Raw genomic sequence first — 24,240 nt, forward strand, 5'->3', positions numbered from 1 at the left:
CTCCCAACCTCGTTGCGGCGCGGCTGCGCCTCTGGCACTTCAACAACATTGTCGCAGCCCCGACCCGCGGTCACGAGCGGGGGCTCCTGTCGTTTCCGTGCCCCTGGATTGGGTCATAGTGTCTGACGTATGTTCAACCAGTGGCGTAATTAAGCCCCAAGTAAAAAGGCCGAAGCCCTCATCCGAGGCTTCGGCCTTTGTTTTTCAGCAGCGCCCAAGCGCAGTTTATCGATTCTCAATTGACCCGATGTTTTTGAGCTCGATGGAGATGAGGCCGTTGGGCTCGTTGACGAACTCGATATACTCGGAGTTCGAACCCATCTCGGCCGGGAAGCTGATCTCGATGCCCGTGTCGGTACGAATCTTGTGATTGCGCACGGCCGCGCGTTCGACCTGCTTGCGCTCCACGGGCACGCGCTCGGGCACCTTCTCCTCGGTCAGCGCCGCACGCACGTTCTCCTTGATAACCGGCTCGTCCTCAAAGACCTCATCGACGATATCCCAAGGCGGCAGCTCCTCGTCATCCTCAACCTTCTCGGCAACGGCAACCTTAACCTTGGCGAGTGCCACGGCCGTATTGGCACCATGCTCCTCGGCGACTTCCTCGACCACACGCGTCACGGTGTCGATGACCTCCTTGCCCGATACACCCGTGTCGCACTGCAGCAGGCCATCGGGGATAAGCATACGGTCCTCGCCGGCAATCTTGCGCTTCTTGTCCACGTAGCCGATCTCCATGGTACTCGCGCGCACGATGGCATAGCTCGGCACCTTTTGCGAGGGGTTCGGCAGAATGGCGTAGTGGCGCGCGATGTCGTTGCGTACCTCCCCCTCCTCGCGGCCCACTTCGTGCATAAAAGCCTGCTTGGAGCCCAGCAGCATCACGGCAAACCAGCGGGCATCCTCATCGTCGTCAAAATCGGCCACGAGCACGTCGGTGGACTCGGCTTTCTCGGCTTTGGTGAGCTCGGAAGAGATGAACTCCGCAATCTGCTGCGACAGGTCCACGAACTCGCGCTCGCCAAAGAAATAGCCCTTGAGCTCGCCGCCAAACGCAGAGTTCTCGGCAAACGTGGCACGTTTATTGTCGGCCGAGGTTCGTGCGCGGCGCAGATGCGTGGTCACGAAGTTGCGCACAGTACGGCTTTCGATATCGAGCTCGCGCTGGCTCATAACGTTAACGGCAGAGTCAAAGTCCAGGATATGCAGAATCGCGTGATTGATTTTCATATACGGCATTCCGTTCTAGATCGATTTCGGCACGAACCAGTATAGCGGTCGAGCCCGCCCCAAGCGCATCGAAGATTGCTGCATTGGGGCCAGGTTTCTCTGCACCAATGGTTAACGCAGGAGCTCGGACTGCCAGGCCTCGAGTTGTTCTGCCAGACTCTTACCGGCAGCGGACATGTCGATCTGAGGGCGTTTGGGCAGCAATGCACATCTAAGGATTGCCGCGATGGTCTGCGAAACAAAATGGCGCGTATCCTTGTCAAAGCCTTGGGCGGCCCGGAGCATCACAGGCAGGTTCTCGCGCATGTTCCCGGCGATATCCGCAAAACGTTCGGCGCCCGTAGCCTCAAACACGGAGAACAACGCTTCTACAAAACGCTCGCGCTCGCCAGGTGACACTGCAAGCAGCATCTCGCGAATAGAGCCATCAACATATCGCGCGCCAGCAGACAGGCGTTCGCAATACACAAAATCGCAGCCGTCGACCACCCAGCTAAAGGGATTGTGTTGCAGCAGGCTAAACTCGGTGCTTTCGACGATAGCGTAGTCCTCTTGCGTCTCGAACATCATGCCGAAGATCGAAGACTGGGGCAGGGTTTTATCGATACGACCAGAAAGGCTCGCAAAGGCGTCTCCGTTCAGAAACTCCTCGACAAAGCCAGGGCCATCGTGGGAGAAGACCCGCTCAATCCGGTTACGAGCACCGCTTGAGCACATCGCTGCACCATACACAGCCAGATTTCCGCCCTTGGAATGGCCTCCGCACAAGAGCGGCCCGTCAATCGCATCCGCCGCCTCGTCCACATAACGCGCCGCGGATTCCTGGGCCGGCACAGGACACCGGAACGCCATGTTAAAGTCCTCTTTCCAGCCCACAATCGTGCTGTCGGTCCCCCGGAAGGAAAGATAGCTAAACCCCGCCGGAAACCGGAACGCCATGGCTGCAAACTGCTCTGTCGCCACCACATCGCTCACGGCACGATAGCCGCAAACGTGCACGCCACGGTAGCGAGGGCTTGCTGCCACGGCCTCCAACAAGGCCCTGCTCCCCTCTGGATCCCACAAGTCGTCAATCATGTCCCGGTAGCACTCGGCACGCAGCAGCTCGCGTACGTCTAGGCCCTGCCAGTTCGTCAGCTCCGCCATATCACCCGGCAAACGCAAATAGGACAACCACGCAAAGACGAGGCTATCCACCGCGCAGAACGGCCTCTCCTCAAACGGATCAAACGCCGTCTGGGCATAGGTTAAAAAATTAGGCGAATCCGACATGGCCCTCCCATCAACTATGGTGCATTGGGGTCAGGTTACCTTGCACCAAAAAGGCGCCCGGGTCACATGGATCCGGGCGCCTTCATTGTAGCCTGTTGCTCAAACGAGCCGCATTTAGCAGGAGAAGTCGACGCTGTCGATGATGTCCTTGAGGGCCTTTGCAGAGGCGGTGAGCTCATGCTGCTCGCCATCGTTCAGCGGCACGGGGACGCGGCAGACGACGCCGTCGCGGCCAACGACCGTCGGCATGGAGATGGCAAGATCGGACAGGCCATACTCGCCCACCATGAGCGAGGAAACGGGCAGAACGGTCTGCTCATCGCGCATGACGGCAGTGCAGATGCGCTTAACGGCCATGGCGACGCCGTAGTAGGTGGCGTGCTTCTTCTCGATGATGGTGTAGGCGGAGTTCTTGACGTCCTCGGCGATGCGCTTCTCGGCAGCCTCATGCTCCAGATGACCGTGAAGCTCGCAGAAGGTGTTCAGCGGCACGCCGGCAACCTGGGCGCTGGACCAAGCGACAAACTCGGAGTCGCCGTGCTCGCCCATGACATAAGCCTGAACGTCGCGCGGGTCAACCTCGACGTGAGCGCCGAGCATCTGCTGCAGACGGCCGGTGTCGAGCACGGTACCGGAGCCGATGACATGGCCCTCGGGCAGGCCGGACATCTTGATGGCGGCGTAGGTCAGAACGTCGACCGGGTTGGAGACGATGAGCAGAATGCCGTCGAAGCCGGACTTCTTAATCTCGGGGATAATGGACTTAAAGATGTTAACGTTCTTGTTGACCAGGTCCAGGCGGGTCTCGCCGGGCTTCTGGGCAGCGCCAGCGGTGACGACGATCATGGCGGCGTCGGCGACATCGGAATAATCGCCAGCGTAGATCTTCATCGGCTCGGCAAACGTCATGCCGTGCGCAATATCCAGAGCCTCACCCTCAGCGCGGTTCTTGTCCACGTCGATGAGAACCATCTCGGAGAACAGACCACTCTGCATCAGCGCGAACGCCGAAGACGAACCGACGAAACCGCAGCCGACAATAGCGACCTTCTTCTCGTTAACCATTAGAAACTCCCATCTCTCTCCACAAACAAGCCGCCCGGGAACGACCCGAGCGGCTTGCCGTAATCCCAATACATCCAATCGGGACTTTGATTATGCTCCTATTCGCAGCCAAATATCGACGTTTGCCGAAATTATTTGCAGAATTCGTAAAATAACTGCACGAAATCGGTTTCGAGCTATTGACGAGCCGAAATAGCTTTCTAATACAGGCCCGCTTCGCGGATGGCCTCGACAGCCAAAGCGATCTGGTCGGGCGGCAAAACCAGCGCCATACGCACATGTCCCTCGCCCGAAGGACCAAAGCTCGCGCCCGGCGTCACCACAACACCGGCCTTCTCCATGAGCTCCTCGCAAAACGTCATGGAATCGGTGCGACCACCGGGAAGCTTGGCCCACACAAACATGGAGCCATGCGCGTTGGGACGCTCCCAGCCCAGGCCCTCAAGACCGTCGCACAGGGCATCGCGACGCTCCTGGTACTTCAAACGCTGCGCCTCGACCTCATCACGCGGACCGTTCAGGCAGGCGATAGCAGCCTTCTGGATCGGGAAGAACATACCGAAGTCGATCTGGCTGCGTAGCTTGGCAAAGGCAGAGACCACGTCCTCGCGGCCGACCAAAAAGCCGATGCGAGCACCGGTGACGTTAAACGACTTGGAGAGCGAGAAGAACTCAACGCCCACCTCGAGCGCACCGGGATACTGCAAGAAGCTGCCGCCCGGCTCGCCGTCGAACACGATGTCGGAGTACGCGTTGTCATGGACGATGAGCAGGTCGTGCTCGCGAGCAAAAGCGATGATCTCCTCGTAGATCTCGGGCGTGCCCACCGAGCCCACCGGGTTGGCGGGCAGCGACACGATCATATACTTGGCGCGGTCGGCCACTTCGGGATCGATGCCCGCCACATAGGGCAGGTAATTGTGCTCGGCAACCAGCGGATAGTACTCGAGCTTGGCATCGGCGATCTTGGCACCCGCCTCAAAGACCGGGTAGCACGGATCGGGAACCAAAATAGTGTCGCCCGGATCGAGCAGGGCCAGGCCCAAATGGCCCACGCCCTCCTGCGTGCCGTTGCACGACTGCACCATGGACGGCGTAATGCCGGAGACACCAAAGCGACGCTCATAGTAATCGCACACGGCCTGCTTGAGTTCGGGCAGGTCACGCAGGGCATACTTCCACATCTCGGGATCTTTGGCTGCTTGCGTGAGCGCCTCGACCACGTGGTCGTACGGCTTAAAGTCGGGCGTGCCCACGCTCATGTTGTAAATGGTCTTGCCCTGAGCCTTCAGCGCGAGCAGTTTGTTGTTGAGCGAGGCGAAGACCTCCGCGCCAAAGCGGTCGAGACGCTGCGATGCCTGCATGGTGCCACCTTTCGATATGAAAAACGCGGCGCTCCGACAAGAGCGCCGCGCGATACGGGCCATCAGATTGCAAAAGTGTAACGCTTGCAACCCTCGTATTGGTTCAATTTAGCCAACCTTAGTCAATTGCATTGAGCGCATCGATCTGCGCAAGCCACAGACGCGAGCTGGCGTCACTCGGCATACGCCAATCGCCGCGCGGGCTGAGCGTCACCGAGCCCACCTTGGGACCATCGGGCAGGCAGCTGCGCTTAAACTGCTGAGCAAAGAAGCGACGGTAGAACGTACGCAACCACGTGTGGACGGTCTTGGCGTCGTAGACGCCCTCGAAGCTCTTGAGCGCCATGCGGTAGATCTTGCCCGGCTCAAAGCCAAAACGCAGCAGGTAGTAGAGGAAGTAGTCGTGCAGCTCGTACGGGCCCACCAAATCCTCAGTCTTCTGCGCAATCTCGCCGTCGCCCGTGGGCGGCAGAAGCTCGGGGGACACCGGTGTATCGAGGATGTCGAGCAGCGTCTCGGCAATACGCCCGCCAAAGACATCGGCAGCATAACGCACCAGATGGCGCACAAGCGTCTTGGGCACGCTCGCGTTGACGGCATACATGCTCATGTGGTCGCCGTTATAGGTAGCCCAACCGAGTGCCAGCTCCGACAAGTCGCCCGTGCCGATGACAAAACCGCCAGCCTGGTTGGCCAGATCCATCAGAATCTGCGTACGCTCGCGGGCCTGGCTGTTCTCGTAGGTCACGTCCTGCACGGTCGGATCGTGCTCTATGTCCTTGAAGTGCTGTTCCACAGCCGCGTGGATCGAAACCTCGCGGAAGCTCACACCCAGGTCGTGAGCGAGCGACTCGGCGTTGGACTTAGTACGATGCGTCGTGCCAAAGCCGGGCATGGACACGGCTGTGATACCGGTGCGCGGCAGCCCCAGTGCATCGAAGGCGCGAACTGTCACGAGCAGTGCCAGCGTGGAGTCCAGGCCGCCCGAAAGACCGATGACTGCAGCCTTGGTACCCGTATGGGCAAGGCGGGTCTTGAGGCCGGCGGTCTGCAGGTCGAGGATGGTCTCGCAACGCTCGGCCAGGTCGCCATGGTCGGCCGGCACAAAGGGCGCACGGGGGAAGACACGGTCGATATCGCAGGCATCGCGCAGGACAGGTTCGTCTGCCAGCACGCCCTCAAACGAAAATTCAACGGTCGTGGCCTCCGGCGCATCGTCCGCGCGCGTCCACGTCGTCGAGCGACGGCGCTCGGCAACCAGACGGTCAAGATCGACATCGGCGACGGCCATATCGCAGGTAAGCAGTTTGGTGGCGGCGAGCTTGGAGCCGTTTTCGTAGATAAGGTTCTCGCCTGCAAAGACCATATCGGTCGTGGACTCGCCCTCGCTCGCATCCGCATAGGCATAGGCGCAGTACAGGCGCGCACTCTGATTGGAGATGAGACTGCGGCGATAGTCTGCCTTACCGATAATCTCATCCGAGGCCGACGGGTTGAGAATCACCGTCGCACCGGCAAGCGCCATCTCGGTCGAAGGCGGCGCCGGCACCCACAGGTCCTCACAGACCTCAACGCCCAGCACCAGGTCCTCGGCGCCCTCATCACAGCAGCGGTAGACAAGCCCCGAACCCAGCGGAACCGGACCCTGACCGGCAAATTCAACCCACACGGGATCCGCAGGCGCCGGAGCAAACCAGCGGCGCTCGTAGAACTCACCATAGTTGGGCAGATACTTTTTGGCCGTAAGACCCAAAAGCTCGCCCGCGCAGCACACGGCGGCGCAGTTGTAGATATTCTCGGCAACTGCAACGGGAAGACCGATGGTAAAGACAATCGGCAGCTCACGAGTCTCGTCGAGGATATGTACCAGAGCAGCCTCGCAGGCATGCAGCAGCGTGCGGTTATGGAACAGGTCGGCCGCGGTATAGCCGGTCAGGTTAAGCTCGGGCAGCACCAGCGCGCGAACGCCGCGCTCGGTAGCCTCGCGAACAGCCGCCAGCGCAACCTCGGCATTGCCCTCGACATCGGCCACGCGAATCCGCGGCGAGGCCGCCGCCACACGCAAAAAGCCATCAGACTGAGAAAGGTGAAGATTCATAAGAATGCTCCCGTGCGTAAACGATATTCAACACAATTAGCAAGCCCTATTGTAGTTCAACCGCCGGGTGGAACCGCATCCCACCAACTTGGTGAGCAATTGATGAGTTGATGGTATCTGTTAAATGTCACGTACGATTCACATCTGGTGGGTACCCTGATGGCTACACGAAACGAAGCAGATTTACACCGGGAGGACCCCGTATGACAACCAAGTACACCGACGCGCCGCGCACGCGCGTCATGACGCCGGCATCGCTCAACAACGGCGTACACGAGAACCATTCCATTGGACAGACCATGGCCATCGCGCCCAAAAAGGGCCTGTTCGACGACATTTCCATTCCCCAGATCATCGCCGGCGCCGCAGCTGCCGCCACGAGCGTGGCGCTTGCTTCAAAGATCGGCATTGCCGGCTCGGTGATTGGTGCCGCTGTGAGCTCAGTCATCACTGTTGTGTCCTCGCAGGTCTATCGCCACTTTATCTCCGCCAGCGCCGAAGCAATCAAGGGCACGCATGCCGCTGTCGACTACCCTGCCGGCGCCTACGAGCCCGTTGAGCCCGATGTCGAGGAGCACCTAGGTGGCGCCGCGACCACGCAGGAGATGCGCCAGGTTGCGGGACGCGCGACCACGGCGCGTGTCGCCCCCAACAGCCTGCGCGCCAAGGCCGCGGCAGAGCGCAGCCAGACGCAAAAGAAGGTCATCGTCTTCTCGATCGCCATCGCCATCGTCGCAGTCATCGCCTGCGCTGGCGCCATCCTTATCACCACTGCCGGTGAGGGTCTGGGCGAGCGCCCCGAGCCAATCCTTTCGTCGCGCACGACCGAGAGCGATGCAAATGGCAACACCCAGTCGCAAGATCAGCAGACACAGGCGGACGGCACGCAAGACAGTTCCACCTCTGCCGATTCGTCCTCGAACACCCAAAACCAATCGCAGGGCACCGATTCCTCTACGGCCAACAGTAGCACGCCGTCCGGCACGACCGACTCAAGTCAAACGACTGACGGTTCGCAGCCGAGCACGGGCGGCCAGACGAGTGACACCACGTCGGGAACGGGCACAGCAGACAGCAGCAACACCAACGGCTCGAACAGCTCGAGCGGAACCGCGTCCGGCACGGCATCTGACAACTCGAGCCAAGGCACGGCATCGGGCAACTAAGCACATTTGTCTCTCATAGATAACCGACCTGTACAACGGGCGCGAATCGAAAGCGGTTCGCGCCCGTTTGCCTTGGGCGCCGCCATGGCGAACGCCATGCGATGGTAAGATGCTTTACATGTGTAAAGAGGAGATTTGCCATGAGCAAGACAATAGTTAGGCCCACGCTTTCGCTGGGCAACCACATCTATCTGTATCGCCTGCTGCGCGACGCGATTGGGTGCGGCAAGCAAACGTTTATGACACAGGTCGAGGAGGCGCTCGCCGCCGGCGACATGACCGCTTATGACCTGGGCTTCAAGTCCACGCGCGAGCTGCTCGAGGAGCTCGACGACTGCATTAAGCTGACCGTCTTTAAGGGCGGTCGCCTGTATGCCACCGTCATCGCCAACAAGGCTTGGGATGCCGCCCTTGCCAAGGACGAGGACAAGCCCAAGGCAGCCAAGGGCGCTAAGCAGTCCTACAAAAAGAAAAAGCGCGGTGAGAAGGACCTCAAGGCCGTGCGTCCCAAGCACGTTAAGCGTCCCAAGCCCGAAGCCATGGTTGAAGCCGTGCCGGAATCCGAGCCCGAGACAGAGATCGAAGTCGCTATTGAGGTAACGGCAGAAGCCGAAACCGAAATCGCCGCCACGACCGATCCCAAAGTCATATCCGAGCAGGAAGCCACTGTGGAGCTCAATGAAGCGCCCAAGTCGACAACCAAAGAAGCTGCTGACCAACCCGAGACGCCTGCGTTCCAAAACAGCGATGTCTTTGGCAACGAAGCCGAAGACGATCAGTCCGACGAGCCCGCAGATCAAGACGCTACCGAGTCGGCGCCGGAGCCCGAGACGCCGCAGCCCGCCATCTCGCTCACGGTCGTCTATGACCCCGAGAACGCCAACGCCGGCATCATCACCATGGCATCCACGCCCATCGAGGTAAAGTCGAGCGTCGAGAATCAGAGCGCGACGCAGGTTGAGGTTGAAACTGAAGCTGCAGACGCGCCCGTCACCGTGAAGCCCGCAGATTCCACAATCAAGCCGAAGACGACGCTGGAGTTCGCACCCGTCATCGAATCCGTGCCCGCCTCTGCTTGCGACCAAATTCCCGCACCGGCACCGGCTTCGGTACTCGCAGAGGCCCCAACCCCCGCACCCGTAGCGCCCGCCATCCCCGAGGACTTCCCCGTCGATTTCGCAACCGAGGTCTTCTGCCCCGGCCCGCTTCTGCACCAGCTGTCGACCTATCTCCCCTACGGCGCCGATATCCTCGGCATTGTCGGCGAGTACTACTGGATCGCCCGCGAGCGCGGTACCATCGAGGCCGCGCGAAACCGCGCAAGCTTCCCCCTGCGCTACACGCAGGCCGGCGAGCGCCGCGAGGTTGCCGTGCGCATCCGCCGCAATACCACCGGTGGCCTCGGATCCACCTGGGCCATCGATAAAGTCGAGCCTTCTACCAAGTAACAAAAAGGGACGATAACCCCAAGGTTATCGTCCCTTTCTCGTTAGGTCACCTGAGCTCGACTAATCGCGCGTCAGCTTACGGTGGATACGATGCGGCTGGGCTGCGTCCTCGCCCAGGCGCTCGATACGGTTGGCCTGATAGGCCTCAAAGTTGCCCTCAAACCAATACCAGTTGCCCGGGTTCTCGTCGGTGCCTTCCCACGCCAGGATGTGCGTGGCAACGCGGTCCAGGAACATACGGTCGTGGCTAATGACCACCGAACAGCCAGGGAACTCGAGCAGCGCCGCCTCGAGCGAGGACAGCGTCTCGACGTCGAGGTCGTTCGTGGGCTCGTCGAGGAGCAGCAGGTTGCCGCCCTGCTTGAGCGTAAGCGCCAGGTTCAGACGGTTGCGCTCGCCACCGGAGAGTACGCCGGCGCGCTTCTGCTGGTCCTGGCCCTTAAAGCCAAAGCTCGCCACATAAGCGCGGCTCGGAACCTCAGTCTCGCCGACCATCATGTGGTCCAGGCCATCCGAGACGACCTCCCACAGGTTCTTATCGGGGTCGATGCCAGAGCGGTTCTGATCGACGTAAGAAATCTTGACGGTCTCGCCCACCTCGAGCTCGCCCGAAGTCAGCGGCTCCAGACCCACAATCGTCTTGAACAGTGTGGTCTTACCGACACCGTTGGGGCCGATGACACCCACGATACCGTTGCGCGGCAGGGTGAACGATAGGTCGTCGATGAGCACACGGCCATCGAACTCCTTGTGCAGGTGATGAGCCTCGAGCACCTTGTTGCCCAGACGCGGGCCCACGGGGATGCGGATGTCGGTCCAGTCGAGCTTCTGGCTTGCGCGGGCCTCGGCCTCCATCTCCTCGTAACGAGCCAGACGGGCCTTGTTCTTGGCCTGGCGAGCCTTGGGCGAGCTGCGTACCCACTCGAGCTCGGCCTCCATGCGCTTGGCGAGCTTGGCGTCGCGGTTGCCCTGCGCCTCGATACGGGCGGCCTTGGTCTCCAGATACGTGGAGTAGTTGCCCTTGTAGGGATAAAGGTGACCGCGGTCGACCTCGCAGATCCACTCGGCAACGTTATCCAGGAAGTAGCGATCGTGCGTGACGGCAAGCACCGCGCCCTGGTAGTTGTGCAGGAAGTGCTCGAGCCACAGGATCGATTCGGCGTCCAGGTGGTTCGTGGGCTCGTCGAGCAGCAGCAGGTCGGGAGCCTCGAGCAGCAGCTTGCACAGGGCCACGCGACGGCGCTCGCCGCCGGAAAGTACGTTGACCGGCATGTCGGAATCGGGCAGCTGCAGGGCGTCCATGGCCTGGCCGAGCTTGGAATCGATATCCCAGCCGTCGGCGGCGTCGATCTCGTCCTGGAGCTTGCCCATCTCGGCCATGAGGGCGTCCATGTCGCAATCCGGGTCGCACATCTCCTCGCCGATCTTATTGAAGCGATCGACCTTGGCGATCATATCGCCAAACGCCATGCGCACGTTCTCGATGACGGTCTTGTCGTCGTCGAGCGGCGGCTCCTGCTGCAGGATGCCCACAGTGTAGCCGGGGGTGAGCCTGGCATCGCCGTTGGAGACCTCCTCGATGCCGGCCATAATCTTGAGCAGGGTCGACTTACCCATGCCGTTGGGACCCACGACGCCGATCTTGGCACCGGGGTAGAAGCTCAGGGTCACGTCGTCAAGGATTACCTTGTCGCCATGGGCCTTGCGAGCCTGATACATCTGGTAGATAAACTCCGCCATATGTCTGTTCTATCCTTTCTACCTGCTGTTTCCCTATTCTTGATTCGCTTTAGTGGAAACGAAATGAGGGAACCAGCTCTGAAACGTAACGAAAAAGGGGCATGGTTGCCCACACCCCCTAATACTACCTGGGAAAAGTCCCCCGGAACATACTATGAACTGCGTACGCTAGTTTTCCGCAACCTTAACGAGCGGCTCGCTGCGATTTGCGCCACAACAGATACGAGTAGACGTAAACGGCTCCAACCGAACCAAACGCCAGAGCCGCAATCACCGCGGCGACGACTTCACTCGAAAGCACGCTGCCTGCCACGCCCATCACAATCAGGCCAATACCCAGCACCATAAAGCAGGCGCCGCCAAAACGCTGCGTACGGCGCCAGTTCTCGGGATCGGCAAGCGCCCAGGGTGTCTTGATACCGAGCGTATAGTTCTGCTTCACACGCGGCAAGTAGTTGCCTACGCCGATGAACAGCAAACCGACAACACCGGAAATCAGCACGTTAACCGAACCGACCGCCGGCACCACGCCCCAGACCGTAAGCTCTCCCAGCCAGCTTATGGCGCACATGAACAAGGTGAAGGCGATTACGAAGCCCTGGTAGAACTTGCCCGAGGTTCGATATGCCTCACCTTTGGGGTCGATGCGCGGCACCATGCGGAACATTGCGAGAAGCGCCAGAGGCAGCACGCCGAGCGCGGAGGCCATCCAGCTAGGACCCCAACCGTCGACGGCGCCGTTCGCGCCCCAGTGCGTGGGAATCTGCGCAGGCAAGCTCGGCATCACCATGAGGTGCGCTACGACATTGGCGACGCACAGAGCGACCAGCGCAATCCACACGCGCGACGATACCCCCGTGGGGTGAATGCCCTTGTTTTCGTTATTCATCCTTATCACCTTCAGTGTTTGTAAAGCCCATAAACCAGCCAATTAAATCCTGCATGACGGTGGTGTTTAAGTTGTATACGATGTTTTGGCCATGGCGCTCGTCGGTCACCAACCCGGCGTTTTTGAGCGTCGCCAAGTGATGGCTCAGCGACGGCTTACTGATATCGAAATGCTCGGCAAGCTCCCCCGCCGTGCAATTGCCCTCGCGCAGCAACTCCAAAATGCGCCGTCGCGTTGGATCGGCAAGCGCCTTAAAACCCTCTCCCGGCATAAGACCTCCTCTCATCATCTCTCATGACGTGCACACTATACTTGATATTTAGATGTTTGTCTAACTATCTAATCGCAATGCTTCAAACCACATCAAAGCAAACGCCATCGCAACCTATGGGCGATTACCTATAATGACGATAGCTAAAACACGATTCGCTTCCCCATCGGAGGATATCTATGACCGAAACCACAGCCGCAACTCCCATCGAGACACGCGACACCAAGCTCGAGATTATCATGGGCCGCGAGGCACTCGATAAGCTCGCCGATGCTACGGTGCTAGTGCTCGGCTGCGGAGGCGTGGGCTCCAACTGCTGCGAGGCACTCGCCCGCGGCGGCATCGGTCATTTCGTCATTCTGGATAAGGACATCATCGCGCCCAGCAATATCAATCGCCAGGCCATCGCCTTTCACAGCACCGTCGGCAAGCGCAAAGTCGACGTCATGGAGGCTATGATTCACGACATCAACCCTACCGCTACCGTCATCAAGCGCACCGAATACCTGCTGAGCGACAACATCGATGATTTCTTCGCGAGCGTTTTGGAGCAGACGGACGGCAAGCTCGACTACGTCGTCGACGCCATCGACACCATCTCGGCCAAGCTCACCATTGCCAAATATGCTCAGGACCACGACATTCGTTTGGTTAGCTCCATGGGCGGGGCCAACAAGCTCCATCCCGAGTGCCTCCGCTTTGCCGACATTTTCGATACGGTACGTGACCCCATGAGCCGCATCATGCGCAAAGAATGCAAGAAGCGTGGAATCAAGAGCCTGCATGTACTGTTTAGCTGCGAGGAATCGGTTAAGACACAGCCCCGCGACCCTTCCAACATCCACGAGCGCACCGAGCTGGGAACCGCCAGCTTTATGCCGCCCATCATGGGCCAGATGATTGCCGGCGAGGTTATCCGCCAGATCAGCGGCCGCGGCACCGAGCGCGTGCGCGCCGATGGCCAGCGCCTAGACTAGCGGAGCGCGCCGAGATGGAGCCCCGGCTATTTGATGCACACTGCCATCTTGATTTAATGGCTCACCCGGACGCCGTTGCTGATGAGGCGACGGCGCTGGGCTTGGGTCTATTTGACTGCGGCGTCAATCCGCGCGACTTTTCGGCCGCAAACGAGCGCGCCTGTCGCCAACCAGGCATCATCGCCGGCGTTGGGCTTCACCCCTGGTGGCTCGCCGATGGCCACTGCGGTTTTGTCGAAGTCAATCTGCTTTGCGAAGTTGCTGCCCAAGAACGCTACATCGGCGAAGTCGGACTCGACTTTTCCGCGCGCTTTGCTGGAAGTGAGCCGCTACAAATACAGGCACTTAACCGGCTCTGCGATGCGCTCGTGCAGCATCCTCTTACCGGGCGCGTGATATCAATTCACGCCGTTCGTTCGGCAGGAGCCGTACTGGACGTCCTCGAATCGCATGGACTACTCATCCCAAACCCCGACTCCCCCGTTATCATCTTCCACTGGTTTAGCGGTACTTCGGACGAACTCGTCCGCGCGCGTAATGCGGGCTGTTATTTTTCCGTCAACGAACGCATGCTCGCATCTAAACGAGGACGCGAATACGTACGACAAATTCCACTCGATCGTTTACTGCTCGAGACCGATGCACCAGCGGAGGCAAACGCAGAAATAAGCGCACAGTCACTCATCAGATCGCTCGAAAGCGCCTCAGAACACGTCGCCTCGCTCAAAAAATGCGAAGCAAAGCATATTGAGTCGGCGGTTTTAGCGAATGCACACTCTGTTTTTAGCCTTCGCTAACCCCTGTGGTCAAAAAACGTCAAATATGAGTACTGCTAGCGAAATGGATACATTACTCTGAGCTTTCCGACCACCAGAATAATCTACGATTGTCCATTAACTAACACTTTTACAGTCACTCATCCTGCATTTTCGCAATCTTAAACCCCTCCAAACGCTCAAATCACGTCTGAAGGGGTCGATTTTGCTGCGACTAAATTAGTCACAGTACTCATATTTGGCTTTTTTAACCACCGAGTCACGGGAAGGCACCAATACAGCTCCCCGGGACAGCTCGGCTATTCGACGATTGGTGCTCCGTGGCCCCAAGAACCTTCCATGCCGCACACGGTCGAGGCAAACCCGGCAGCAAAGTCGAGCGCGCGCTCGATGGCCTCGGCGCCATCCTCACCACGCTTGGCGGAATCGAGATAGCACATCAAAAACGAGGTGAGGAACGAGTCGCCCGCCCCCATGGTGTCCTTCATGTCCGTTACCGGTTTAGCCAGCTGGCGGTAATAACGCTCGCCGTCGTAAGCAATGCAGCCCTCGGCGCCCGCCGTAGCCGACACAAAACGCGGACCCAGGCCCTTCACCCATGCCAGACGCTCGCGAATCTCGTCCTCACTCGCAGCATCCGCCGCACTAAAGAAAGCGAAATCGACGTAGGGCGCAATCTGCTCGTAGTACTCGTCGGTGGAGTCGTCCGAAAAGTCAAAAGAGACCGTGACGCCCGCAGCCTTCAACTTGGGCAGCTCGCGCTCGGTAAAGCAATAGTTGCCCGAATGAACCACATCGAACTGCTTCATGTACGCAAGATCAAAGCGATCGAGAACATAGCGCGCATCGCCACGGATACCGCCCTCGTTGGAGCCAAGGAAGACACGGTCACCGTCAACGACGGTCACGCGAGCCGCTCCGTTCTCGCCAATCATCTGCTCGCACTTGTCAAGCTCGATACCCTCATCCTCGAGGCTTGCAATGACATGCTCGGCAGCGGCGTCATTACCAAAAATGCCCATGTATGCAGAGCGTGCGGCACCGCATTTCTTGGCATAAACGGCGAAGTTCACCGCATTGCCGCCGGGATACATGGTGTGGATATGCTCGTAGCGATCGACGACGTTGTCGCCAAATCCGAGCGCGTTAACGTTAAATGCCATGGCCTTTGTCCCTTCTAGTACTCGACAACACCCATATAGCGACGGAAATCGGGATCGTGATCAAACACCTTGCCGCGTGCAGCACGCAGCTCGCAGTTCATGGCGTAGAACAGCACCGGGTCCAGATAGGCACGGACGCTCGCCGGCACGGCTTCCATACCGTACTCCTTGGCATCGAGCACCATCAGCGTATCGGTATGCGTCTTAAGGAACGCCAGGGCGCGCTCGTCCATGGCACGGCACTCGCTGGAGCCCATCTGCAGGAAGTAAAAAACGCCATCCTGAGTAGCCTCGAAGGGGCCATGGAAGTACTCGGCAGAGTGGATGTAGCTGCAGTGCTGCCACTGCATCTCCATAAGAGAGCAGATAGCGAAACCGTAGGTCTGGCTAAAGTTGGGACCGCTGCCCAGAATGTAGAAGAACTCGTGCTCCTGGCAAAGCTTGGCAAAACGATCGCCCAGCTCGGCATTTACCTTCTCGCGTGCCGAGGGAAGGATCTTATCCATCTCGGCGATACCGGCATACATATCGGCAAGATCGGCGTAGCCCTCCTGCTGATCGAGCAGCTCGGCCGCAAGCGACAGCGAAATGCCAGCGGGGACCTCGGCCTGCGGCACGCCCTCGCCCCACGGGTAGACCCACGTGGTCCACTTGCCGGAGTCAATCTTGGATCCAGCGTTGTCGGTCTGGGCGATCACCGTAGCGCCGGCAGCAAGGGCAATCTCGCAGCCCTCGACGACCTCGGGGGTGTTGCCACTGTGGCTACAAGCGATGACCAGGGACTTCTCGCCCAGACGACGCGGACGCATGATATCGAACTCGCGAGCCGTATAGATATACGAAGTGAAGGTGGTTGCCTCGCGCTGCAGAAGCTCATGAGCCGGGATCAAATCGATCATGGAGCCACCGCAAGCAATCCAGTAGACGCTGTCGAACTTGCCCTTCTCGGCAATTGCCTCTTTGATCAGATCGTGTGCGTTCATATCCAGTTCCTTTCTTGTTTGGCCCGCAATCAATGACGTTGGTTGCGTGGCCGATGGTTGTTTTAGTCAATCAGATATTTCTCGAATGCGGCCATGTTCTTGGCATCTGCCGCCGCCGGGTCATCGTAGTAACGACCGTCCGTGATTTCCTGGCCCAGCATGCCGTCGAAACCATGGGCGTTGAGTGTGGCGACGAAGGCGTCCATATCGTGCTTGCCATCGCCCCACACCAGATGGCCATACGGGTCACCGTCGATAAAGTGCATCTCGTGAATTGCCCCATCACCAAAGGCGGCAAACCAGTCCTCGAGCGTCTCGCCTGCAACGCCCATCGCGGTTGTATCAACCATGGGCTGTAAGTACGGGCTCGCGACCTCGTCAATCATGCGCTTCGCATCGGAAACCGTCGTCACAAGGTTGCTCTCCTCGGGACGCAGGCTTTCCATCGTAAGCACCAGACCGTGCTCGCCGGCATACTCCGCCAGAATGGACAAGTGCTCGCGGCTGCGCTTCCAGGCTTCCTCGCGGTCCTCGTCCCAGTCGCCCCAGCCCGAGTTGATGGACATGCGGTCGCACCCAAGTACCTCGGCAAGCTCAATGCCGTGCTTAAAGTACGCCAGGCTGCGCTGTTCATGCAGCGGTTTGCGTGCGCAGTACTGCCAAGGATAGACAACATTCTCGGGGCACAGAGTACGATACCTAAGCCCACGGTCTGCAGCCTTTTTCGCCAGGACCTCAGCCTCAAAGTAGCCCGTGTGGTCGAGTGTCACATGCGGCTCCGCACACCACAGCTCAATGGACTCAAAGCCCAAACGCTGCTGCACATCAAGGAAGTAATCGAGCGACCACATGATGTAGTGGATATTCATGCCCGCAATCTGCTCGCGGCGCAGCGTCGGTTTGGATTCAGGCATCTTATGCCTCCTTATTTCGATCGAACACGATTCGTCCGTCCGACATCGTCATATCAACCGCAAGATCGCGTGCGTCGCGATAATCGAGGTCAAACACATCCCGATCGAGCACGCAGATATCGGCAAGCTTGCCGACCTCGAGCGTACCCAGCTCGTCTTCGCGCATCAGGTCGTACGCGCCCCCGGCAGTCCAAGCGCGCAAGAGCTCGACAAGCGTCAGCGCGTTGACCTCATTCACGGGCAGTCCGTCGGCGAAGAATCCGCCGCACGCGCTGTAAATTGACTCGCCCAGGCTCGGAATCAGCAGCGGCAAATCCGTTCCACAGCACACTGTGCATCCGGAATCTTCCATGCCGCGGCGATTCCAGCTGTGTAAAAGTCGCGTCTCGCCAATTTGTCGACGCATCATCGACAGGCAATCCTCGCGCCGGTCCAGCGTCAGAATCTGCGGATAGACCTCGCAAATTCCACCTAACTTGCCAAACTCGACAAGATCGGTCGGGTCAGAGTTCTCGAGATCGGTAATCGCATGGCGGCGAAGCATCCGTCCATGCTCGTCTCGAGGCAGCGAGGCATAGAGCGCCACGGTGCGACGAACGGCGCCATCGCCCTGGCAATGCAAGGAATATCGGAAACCGTCAGCATCAATTGCACGCAGCTCGCTCTCAATCAGATCCCACTCTGGCTCCTCGACGACCGTCTTGCCGGCAGCGCCCGCATCGGCCGTGTCCTCATAGGGTTCAATCATCTCGGCAAGCCCCGCCCATACGCCGCGATCGGTCATACGGTTGAAGCCAGAAAAACGAACGAACGGTCCCCGGAAGCGCTCTCGTGCCTCGCGGGCATATGACAGATTTGCACCGGCACCCACCGGCTGCGACATCATAGAGACGCGAACCGTCAGCTCACCAGATTCCTCACGGCGAGCCATTTCATCGGCAAAGCCGTAGTAGTTATCAAACGCCATCTCCTTGATGGCGGTAACGCCGCGCTCGTTAAGCATGCTCATGTAGTCCGAATACCCGGCACGCACCTCGGGCAGCGCGAGGAAATCGCTCATCATGCGCCAGATCTTCTCGGCATAGCACGCCTGGGGCGTAAAGCCGTATTGCGCACTGGCGGCAGCATTGAGAACGCAGGTCTCCGCACCCGGTGTAAAGCAGACGACAGGGATATCACCAAAACAATCGTCAAACACAGCTGCCGTATTTGCGTTCTCGGCATCCGATGCCAACGTTTCGGGCAGGTTGTGGCCAAAAGCCGCCGCGCAATCCGGATGATCTTCTTTCCATGCACGCAAGAGCGACACGGCCTCTTTGGCATCAGCGACGCCGGACAGATCAGACCCCAACGTCCGCAGCGCCCAACCTGTATAGAAGGTATGCACATCGATCAGGCCAGGCATGACAGTGCGGTCGCCCAGGTCAACTACCTCGTCCGCCTGGGTCAAATACGAAGCCACCTCACACTTGGTGCCAACAGCCTCAATTCGATTGCCACGGACCGCTACGAAACCTTCAAACGGCAGGTCCCCCGTACCGGTAAAGACGCTCTTAGACGTCAGGACCGTCAAACGATCAGACATCACAACCACCTACACCGGAAGCATGCCAGAGATTGCCGTTACGATCAGGCCAAAGACGACCATGAAAATGAAGAACTTCCAAATGGTCTTCCACCATTGGCCAAACGAAATCCTAGCCACGGCAAGGCCGGCGACCGTCATGCCCGCCACGGGGCTGATGGTGTTGATGGTCTGGTTGGCAAACTGGAGCGCAGTGACGGCCGCCTCGGGATTGAGGCCCATGAGCTCGGTCAGGGAGCCCATAACGGGCATGGTGAGCGCCGCCAGGCCAGAACTCGAGGGAACCAGCAAAGAGAGCAGGCCAAGGACGATATACATAAACGTGGTGTAGACGGCGGCTGGTGCACCGGCGAGCGCAGTAGCGAGCGCCTGGAGGATGGTGTCGATGATCATGCCACCCTCGGCGATGACCAGAATACCGCGAGCGATACCGATAACGATGGCAGCGTACGCAAAGTCGGCGAGACCCTTAACGAACTCCTCAGCGATCGTCTGCTGGTCAAGACCGCCCAGGATACCGGCAAGCAAGCCCATGCCAAGGAACACGGTGGAAATCTCATTCATGTACCAGCCCTGGGTAACAAGACCCCAGACGATAATGCCCATACCGCAGGCAAAATCAATAAGCACGAGCTTCTGACGGATAGTGAACTCTTCCTCGATGGAGGCATCGGTCACGGAAAACTCAATACGCTTGAGCTTATCGTCCTCGTACGTAATGGACGACTCGGGGTTTTTCTTGACGCGCATGGCGTAGCGCATGGCCCATGCGATACCGACGGCAGTGAAGATGACCCAAGAAACGGCGCGCAGCCACAGTTGCGGATTGCCCTCGATGCCAATGATGCCTTGGGCAATCAAAACATTAAACGGGTCGATGGTCGAAGCACAATATCCCAGGTTGGGACCAAGGAAGCAGATGATGAATGCCGTCATCGAGTCATAGCCGATACCCATCATGATGGGAATGAAGATGGCATAGAACGGCAGGGCTTCCTCAGACATACCAAACGTAGTGCCGCAAATGGACAGCAACGTCATCGTGATGGGAATGATGAGGATGTCCTTGTTCTTGAGCTTTTTAACCACACGGCTCATGCCGGCATTCAAAGCGTTGGTCTTGGTGATGATTGCGAACGATCCGCCAATCAATAAGACGAACGCAACGACGTCGGCAGCCTCCTGGATACCCTTGGTGGGCGCTTGCAGGACCGCGAAGATATCCTGGCCCAGATTGATGGTCTCGCCGGTCTCGGAATCGGTGTAGTTCTTATCGACCTGTTCATAGGTTCCAGCAACGGCGACTTCACGCTCGCCCGCCGCTGTCGAAATCGTCTTGCGCTGATACTGGCCAGAGGGAACGATCCAAGTCAGGACCGCAAAGACAACGATCAGCAAGAACATGATCGTATAGACATGCGGTAATTTGAACTTAAAACGTCTGTTTGTCTTCTTCGCCTTCGTATCTGACATAGATACCTCCAAAGAACTCGAGGCTGCATCGCATCTCGCTTCAACATTTGCACAATGCAAACGTTCTATGACGTCCCATAGATTACCAGCAGCTTTTTCCTTCATCAAGATAATTTCAAACTGATTGCCGCAACGCGGTTGAACGGTTGCGTTCGCGCCGTGAACGGTATGGAAGCGCCCGGTGAGATGATCCACCGGGCGCTTCCATTCGCAATGTCCTAGATGTCAAAAACGTAGCGAGACCCAACGATCCGCTGACGACCGATGATAAACGGCCGCCGCTGCTCATCGAAAAAGAAGGCTTCCATATAAAACAAGGGTTCGCCAACGGGAACCGCCAACAGTCGAGCGACCTCGGGCGACGCGCACGCGATCTCGAGCGTGCACGGGTCGGTAAACGCGGGCGTGCGGCCCGTCCGGTTGCGCACGAACTCAAAAATGGATTGGTTAGATAGAGGTGCCGTTGATAGATAGGCGTTGTCCTCGTAAACATATATGTTGTTCTCGAGCATGACAGGGACGCCATCGGCAGTGCGCACGCGCTCAACGCAAATCAAGTCAGTTCCAACGGGAACACCAAAGAACTGCGCTTCGGTGGAATCCGCCGGCAGTATCTTTCTCGAAATGACGCACGCCCCCGGCTCCATTCCGTTAACGCGGCATGCGTCCGAAAAACTCTGGACGTCATCCTTCTGGCGAATCTTGCGCTTAAGCTTGGGGGCATTGACAAACGTGCCTTTCCCCTGCCGCTTCGTTAGATAGCCCTGCTGGACGAGCTCCTCAATAGCGCGTCGCACGGTAACGCGGCCAACTTCATAGCTCTCAGCCAATTCGAATTCGTTGGGTATCCGCGCGCCTGACTTGTAGGCGCCGGAGTTGATTTCGTTTTTGATGATATCAATAACCTGTTGGTACAGCGGTATCGCTGCTTTACCGTCAGTTAGCCCTTCAGTCGGTGGCATATACCCTCTCCAAGCACAATTAAGTCTAAAACGGGCTTAAGGGCATTCAACAAGTCCTTAAGCCCGCATTAGCATAAAGTATGCTTGCTGCCGCACCAAAATGTCGGATATTTACTCATCTGACCCGAAAAACGCGCAACTACCGCGCTCCTAAGAAAGCGTGAGCAGCTCCGGCAGCTGGTCGATAATCTTGTCCGCGGCATCCTGGCTAAAGCCAAAGCGCTCCTCGCGCTTGGCAATGACTGTCAGGCCGGCTCGCTTGCCAGCGGTGATGCCAGGCACCGAATCCTCAACGCAGCAGCAGCGATTCGCGGGCAGCCCCAGCAGATCCAGCGCATGCAGGTAGATGTCGGGCTCGGGCTTGCTCTCCTTAAACTGCTCGCCGCTCACCACATACTCAAAGGCATCCGACAGCCCGCATGCGTTGAGCACTTCTTCGATGCTATCCATGGGAGACGAGCTGGCAAGCGCCACGCGAACGCCGCGGCGCGGCAGCTCTCGAATCGTATCCACGGCGCCTGGGTTAATCAAAGCCTGATAGTCGCGCGGACGCTTATGGGCCCATTCGTCCCAACGGGCCAACGCTTCCTCCCCAGTGAAATGCCCCTTACCGGCGCGCTCAAACCAATCGACCAGCATATGCAGGAAGAACTGATGCGAGGTACCGACCTGCCCATTCAACTCCTCTTGAGTCAGATTAAGCCCAAGCTCCTTGGCAAACGCGGCAGTCTCGCCCAGGTAGTAATACTCGGTATCGACAATGACACCGTCCATGTCAAAGATAACGGCGTCGAACGGAAATGCGGACACGGCACCCTCCCTAACAAAAGGACGCCCGCGAGCAGGCGCCCGAACCATGCATTAATCGGCGATTCTAGCCCAGCAGCTTATCCAGCGCCACCGCAATACCGTCTTCGTTGTTATTGGCGGTCACCATCTGGGCTACCGCCTTAACCTCATCGACGGCGTTACCCATGGCAACACCGGTACCCGCCCACTCAATCATGGACTTGTCGTTCTGGCCGTCGCCAAACGATACGACTTCGCTGGCATCGATGCCGAGCTTGGGCAGGGCACCCTCGAGCGCACGGGCTTTGTCGATACCGGGCGCCGTGTACTCAAAGTACCAGTCGGCCGTAAACATGCCCGAAAGCGTCTGCTTAAAGGGCGCATACATCTCCTCGTAATGCGCCTGCAGGTAGGCCGGATCGCCCGCCGTCAGCAGCTTGTCCACGGGATAAGCATCAGCGACCTCATGCAGGCTCTCGACCTCGCGGATCTTAAGATCGCACGCATCGCGCTCGTATTTGACGATGTTTTTCTGCGAGCCGTCAGGCAGCGTGATCATGCAGCGGTACGAATCCTCGACGTGCAGATCGCGACCAAGCGAAATCATAGGAATCACGTCAAAATTACGCAGGTGATCAATCAGACGGTGCAGCTCGTCAGCCGGCATGGCCTGGTCAAAAAGAACCTCATCGGTCTGAGCGTCGACCACATGCGCGCCATTGAAAGCGACTAGCAGACCGTCATGGTTTTGAAGGTCGAGCTCCTGCGCCAGAGCATGTAGTCCCCATGCGGGACGGCCCGAAGCCAAAATGAGCTTAATGCCCGACTCCTGCGCCGCGAGCAGCTTTTCGCGCGTGCGCGGGCTGATGACCTTTTGGTCGTTGGTGAGCGTACCGTCGATATCCATCGCGATGGCTTTGATTGCCATATATGCCTCCCTGTCATTGAACAACCTTGTCTGAGCCATCATACAGAACACCCATCGCGACTCCGTTTACAACGGGCAAAAAGTCAAATTGTCTCGAACATGAACGACGCGTAGTCGTGAAGCTTTATCGCTCAGGTCAAATACGTCTGCTAGCGACGCTCATCCGTCGGTGCGCCGTCGACGATCGCGATGCCCGCCGAGGCACCCAACGCGCTGGCGCCGGCCTCGATGAATGCGCAAGCCTCTTCGTAATTATGGATACCGCCCGCCGCCTTGATTGCCACGGCATCGCCGAGCACCTCGTGCATCAGCCGCACGTCCTCGAGCTTAGCACCGCCAAAGCTTCTGCCAGTCGATGTCTTAAGGAATCCCGGCTTGGCCTCCAGCGCGATCTCGCATACACGGCGCTTGGCGGCGTCGTCGCCGTCCAGCTTGCACATTTCGACGATCACCTTGTCAGTGATGCCATGCGCGCGACAAAAATCAGCAATGGTAGTCATCTCGCGCTCGATGGCATCAAAATCGCGGTTCTCGACCGACTCCTGATTCAAAACGTAGTCAATCTCGGTAAAGCCACACGCAGCGTATTCCTCAAACCTCGCAAGCTTCTCCTCAAGCGTCATAGTGCCCTGGGGAAAGTCGATAGCGCCGGCAAGGATGATGTCAGAGCCCTCGAGCATGGCGCGGCCCGTCTCGTACTCCTGCAGGTTCGCAAATACGCAGCGAAAGTTGTACTTTAACGCCTTCTCGACATACTGCTCAAACGTGTCCTCGGGGGCATCGATATAGTCGATGTATTTATTGATGGGTTTGGCAAGCGTCATGCTGGGCCTCCTTGTTCGGGGCTGACAACCGATTCGTGGTTTCACGCGAAAAACCACGTTCAATGTACGCCCGACATGCAAGGACAGCGTCCGCATTCCGACAAGTGGTATGAAATTAGCCGTAAACGTATATTTACGGACAGCGAATGGCACCGCACGCGGATGCCGACAGCAAGACATCCCCCCCCCCTCAATACACCCTCATGCCCATTTAAATAGCAAGGGGCCCGTATCTGTTGGGATACGGGCCCCTTTCGGCATAAGCCAACTCAGCCGTAAAAACTACTTGCGGTGAGCGCGGTAGAACTCGATTGCACTATCTT

General features: G+C 58.4%; 21 protein-coding genes. 4 read left to right on the top strand and 17 right to left on the bottom strand.

Features of this window, described 5'->3' with window-relative positions:
- Nucleotides 1–225: 225 nt before the first annotated feature.
- The 5 genes from AAA021_RS07120 to AAA021_RS07140 form a co-directional block, all read right to left on the bottom strand.
- Nucleotides 226–1,230, bottom strand: a complete 1,005-nt coding sequence (locus AAA021_RS07120) for a nucleoid-associated protein (protein WP_349088630.1) — start codon at nucleotides 1,228–1,230, stop codon at nucleotides 226–228.
- A gap of 111 nt (nucleotides 1,231–1,341) precedes the next feature.
- On the bottom strand, nucleotides 1,342–2,502 hold the full coding sequence (locus tag AAA021_RS07125) for a DUF2974 domain-containing protein (protein WP_195544158.1): 1,161 nt from the start codon (nucleotides 2,500–2,502) through the stop codon (nucleotides 1,342–1,344).
- 114 nt (nucleotides 2,503–2,616) lie between these two features.
- Nucleotides 2,617–3,567: an L-lactate dehydrogenase gene (locus AAA021_RS07130; protein WP_195544157.1), complete on the bottom strand. Its 951-nt coding sequence runs from the start codon at nucleotides 3,565–3,567 to the stop codon at nucleotides 2,617–2,619.
- Nucleotides 3,568–3,767: 200 nt separating this feature from the next.
- On the bottom strand, nucleotides 3,768–4,931 hold the full coding sequence (locus AAA021_RS07135; RefSeq protein ID WP_349088632.1) for an aminotransferase class I/II-fold pyridoxal phosphate-dependent enzyme: 1,164 nt from the start codon (nucleotides 4,929–4,931) through the stop codon (nucleotides 3,768–3,770).
- 118 nt (nucleotides 4,932–5,049) lie between these two features.
- Entirely contained in the window at nucleotides 5,050–7,029 is a 1,980-nt protein-coding gene (locus AAA021_RS07140) for an NAD(+) synthase (protein WP_349088633.1), read from the bottom strand.
- Nucleotides 7,030–7,232: 203 nt separating this feature from the next.
- On the opposite strand from AAA021_RS07140, the gene AAA021_RS07145 reads away from it, so the two are divergent.
- Both AAA021_RS07145 and AAA021_RS07150 read left to right on the top strand, forming a co-directional pair.
- The gene (locus tag AAA021_RS07145; RefSeq protein ID WP_349088634.1) at nucleotides 7,233–8,195 is read left to right on the top strand and encodes a hypothetical protein; all 963 of its coding nucleotides are present in this window, start codon (nucleotides 7,233–7,235) and stop codon (nucleotides 8,193–8,195) included.
- 140 nt (nucleotides 8,196–8,335) lie between these two features.
- Nucleotides 8,336–9,643 (top strand): hypothetical protein, encoded by a 1,308-nt coding sequence (locus AAA021_RS07150; RefSeq protein WP_349088635.1) that lies wholly within the window; start codon nucleotides 8,336–8,338, stop codon nucleotides 9,641–9,643.
- Nucleotides 9,644–9,703: 60 nt separating this feature from the next.
- Here AAA021_RS07150 and ettA read toward each other — a convergent pair whose 3' ends face one another.
- From ettA to AAA021_RS07165, 3 genes are all read right to left on the bottom strand, one after another.
- Nucleotides 9,704–11,383, bottom strand: a complete 1,680-nt coding sequence (gene ettA, locus AAA021_RS07155) for an energy-dependent translational throttle protein EttA (protein ID WP_055251458.1) — start codon at nucleotides 11,381–11,383, stop codon at nucleotides 9,704–9,706.
- Between the two features lie 184 nt (nucleotides 11,384–11,567).
- Nucleotides 11,568–12,272: an SdpI family protein gene (locus tag AAA021_RS07160; protein ID WP_349088636.1), complete on the bottom strand. Its 705-nt coding sequence runs from the start codon at nucleotides 12,270–12,272 to the stop codon at nucleotides 11,568–11,570.
- Nucleotides 12,265–12,543, bottom strand: coding sequence for an autorepressor SdpR family transcription factor (locus tag AAA021_RS07165; RefSeq protein ID WP_349088637.1), 279 nt, complete (start codon nucleotides 12,541–12,543; stop codon nucleotides 12,265–12,267). Before AAA021_RS07165 ends, AAA021_RS07160 begins: the two co-directional genes overlap by 8 nt.
- A 179-nt stretch (nucleotides 12,544–12,722) precedes the next feature.
- Here AAA021_RS07165 and AAA021_RS07170 point away from each other — a divergent pair, with 179 nt between their 5' ends.
- The gene (locus AAA021_RS07170) at nucleotides 12,723–13,520 is read left to right on the top strand and encodes a tRNA threonylcarbamoyladenosine dehydratase (protein ID WP_055287198.1); all 798 of its coding nucleotides are present in this window, start codon (nucleotides 12,723–12,725) and stop codon (nucleotides 13,518–13,520) included.
- 14 nt (nucleotides 13,521–13,534) lie between these two features.
- A complete protein-coding gene (locus AAA021_RS07175) occupies nucleotides 13,535–14,317 on the top strand; it encodes a TatD family hydrolase (RefSeq protein ID WP_349088638.1) in 783 nt (260 codons plus the stop codon).
- A gap of 278 nt (nucleotides 14,318–14,595) precedes the next feature.
- Here the strand turns inward: AAA021_RS07175 and AAA021_RS07180 are convergent, their stop codons facing one another.
- The 9 genes from AAA021_RS07180 to deoC form a co-directional block, all read right to left on the bottom strand.
- Nucleotides 14,596–15,459 carry a PfkB family carbohydrate kinase gene (locus AAA021_RS07180; RefSeq protein WP_006234359.1) on the bottom strand — a complete coding sequence of 288 codons (864 nt, stop codon included), beginning with the start codon at nucleotides 15,457–15,459 and terminating at the stop codon, nucleotides 14,596–14,598.
- Between the two features lie 14 nt (nucleotides 15,460–15,473).
- On the bottom strand, nucleotides 15,474–16,442 hold the full coding sequence (locus tag AAA021_RS07185) for an SIS domain-containing protein (protein WP_349088639.1): 969 nt from the start codon (nucleotides 16,440–16,442) through the stop codon (nucleotides 15,474–15,476).
- A 62-nt stretch (nucleotides 16,443–16,504) separates the two neighbouring features.
- The gene (locus AAA021_RS07190) at nucleotides 16,505–17,356 is read right to left on the bottom strand and encodes a sugar phosphate isomerase/epimerase family protein (protein ID WP_195568319.1); all 852 of its coding nucleotides are present in this window, start codon (nucleotides 17,354–17,356) and stop codon (nucleotides 16,505–16,507) included.
- A 1-nt stretch (nucleotide 17,357) separates the two neighbouring features.
- Nucleotides 17,358–18,941: an amidohydrolase family protein gene (locus tag AAA021_RS07195; RefSeq protein ID WP_349088640.1), complete on the bottom strand. Its 1,584-nt coding sequence runs from the start codon at nucleotides 18,939–18,941 to the stop codon at nucleotides 17,358–17,360.
- 9 nt (nucleotides 18,942–18,950) lie between these two features.
- Nucleotides 18,951–20,414 carry a YfcC family protein gene (locus AAA021_RS07200; RefSeq protein WP_349088641.1) on the bottom strand — a complete coding sequence of 488 codons (1,464 nt, stop codon included), beginning with the start codon at nucleotides 20,412–20,414 and terminating at the stop codon, nucleotides 18,951–18,953.
- 218 nt (nucleotides 20,415–20,632) lie between these two features.
- The gene (locus AAA021_RS07205) at nucleotides 20,633–21,376 is read right to left on the bottom strand and encodes a GntR family transcriptional regulator (protein WP_349088643.1); all 744 of its coding nucleotides are present in this window, start codon (nucleotides 21,374–21,376) and stop codon (nucleotides 20,633–20,635) included.
- A gap of 150 nt (nucleotides 21,377–21,526) precedes the next feature.
- Nucleotides 21,527–22,186, bottom strand: coding sequence for an HAD family phosphatase (locus AAA021_RS07210; protein WP_328291069.1), 660 nt, complete (start codon nucleotides 22,184–22,186; stop codon nucleotides 21,527–21,529).
- 64 nt (nucleotides 22,187–22,250) lie between these two features.
- The gene (locus AAA021_RS07215; protein ID WP_349088644.1) at nucleotides 22,251–23,093 is read right to left on the bottom strand and encodes a Cof-type HAD-IIB family hydrolase; all 843 of its coding nucleotides are present in this window, start codon (nucleotides 23,091–23,093) and stop codon (nucleotides 22,251–22,253) included.
- A gap of 149 nt (nucleotides 23,094–23,242) precedes the next feature.
- Nucleotides 23,243–23,917: a deoxyribose-phosphate aldolase gene (deoC, locus tag AAA021_RS07220; RefSeq protein WP_349088645.1), complete on the bottom strand. Its 675-nt coding sequence runs from the start codon at nucleotides 23,915–23,917 to the stop codon at nucleotides 23,243–23,245.
- Nucleotides 23,918–24,240: the final 323 nt, after the last annotated feature.

Origin of the sequence: Collinsella sp. CLA-JM-H32 (assembly GCF_040098165.1) — a bacterium.
GTDB lineage: Bacteria > Actinomycetota > Coriobacteriia > Coriobacteriales > Coriobacteriaceae > Collinsella.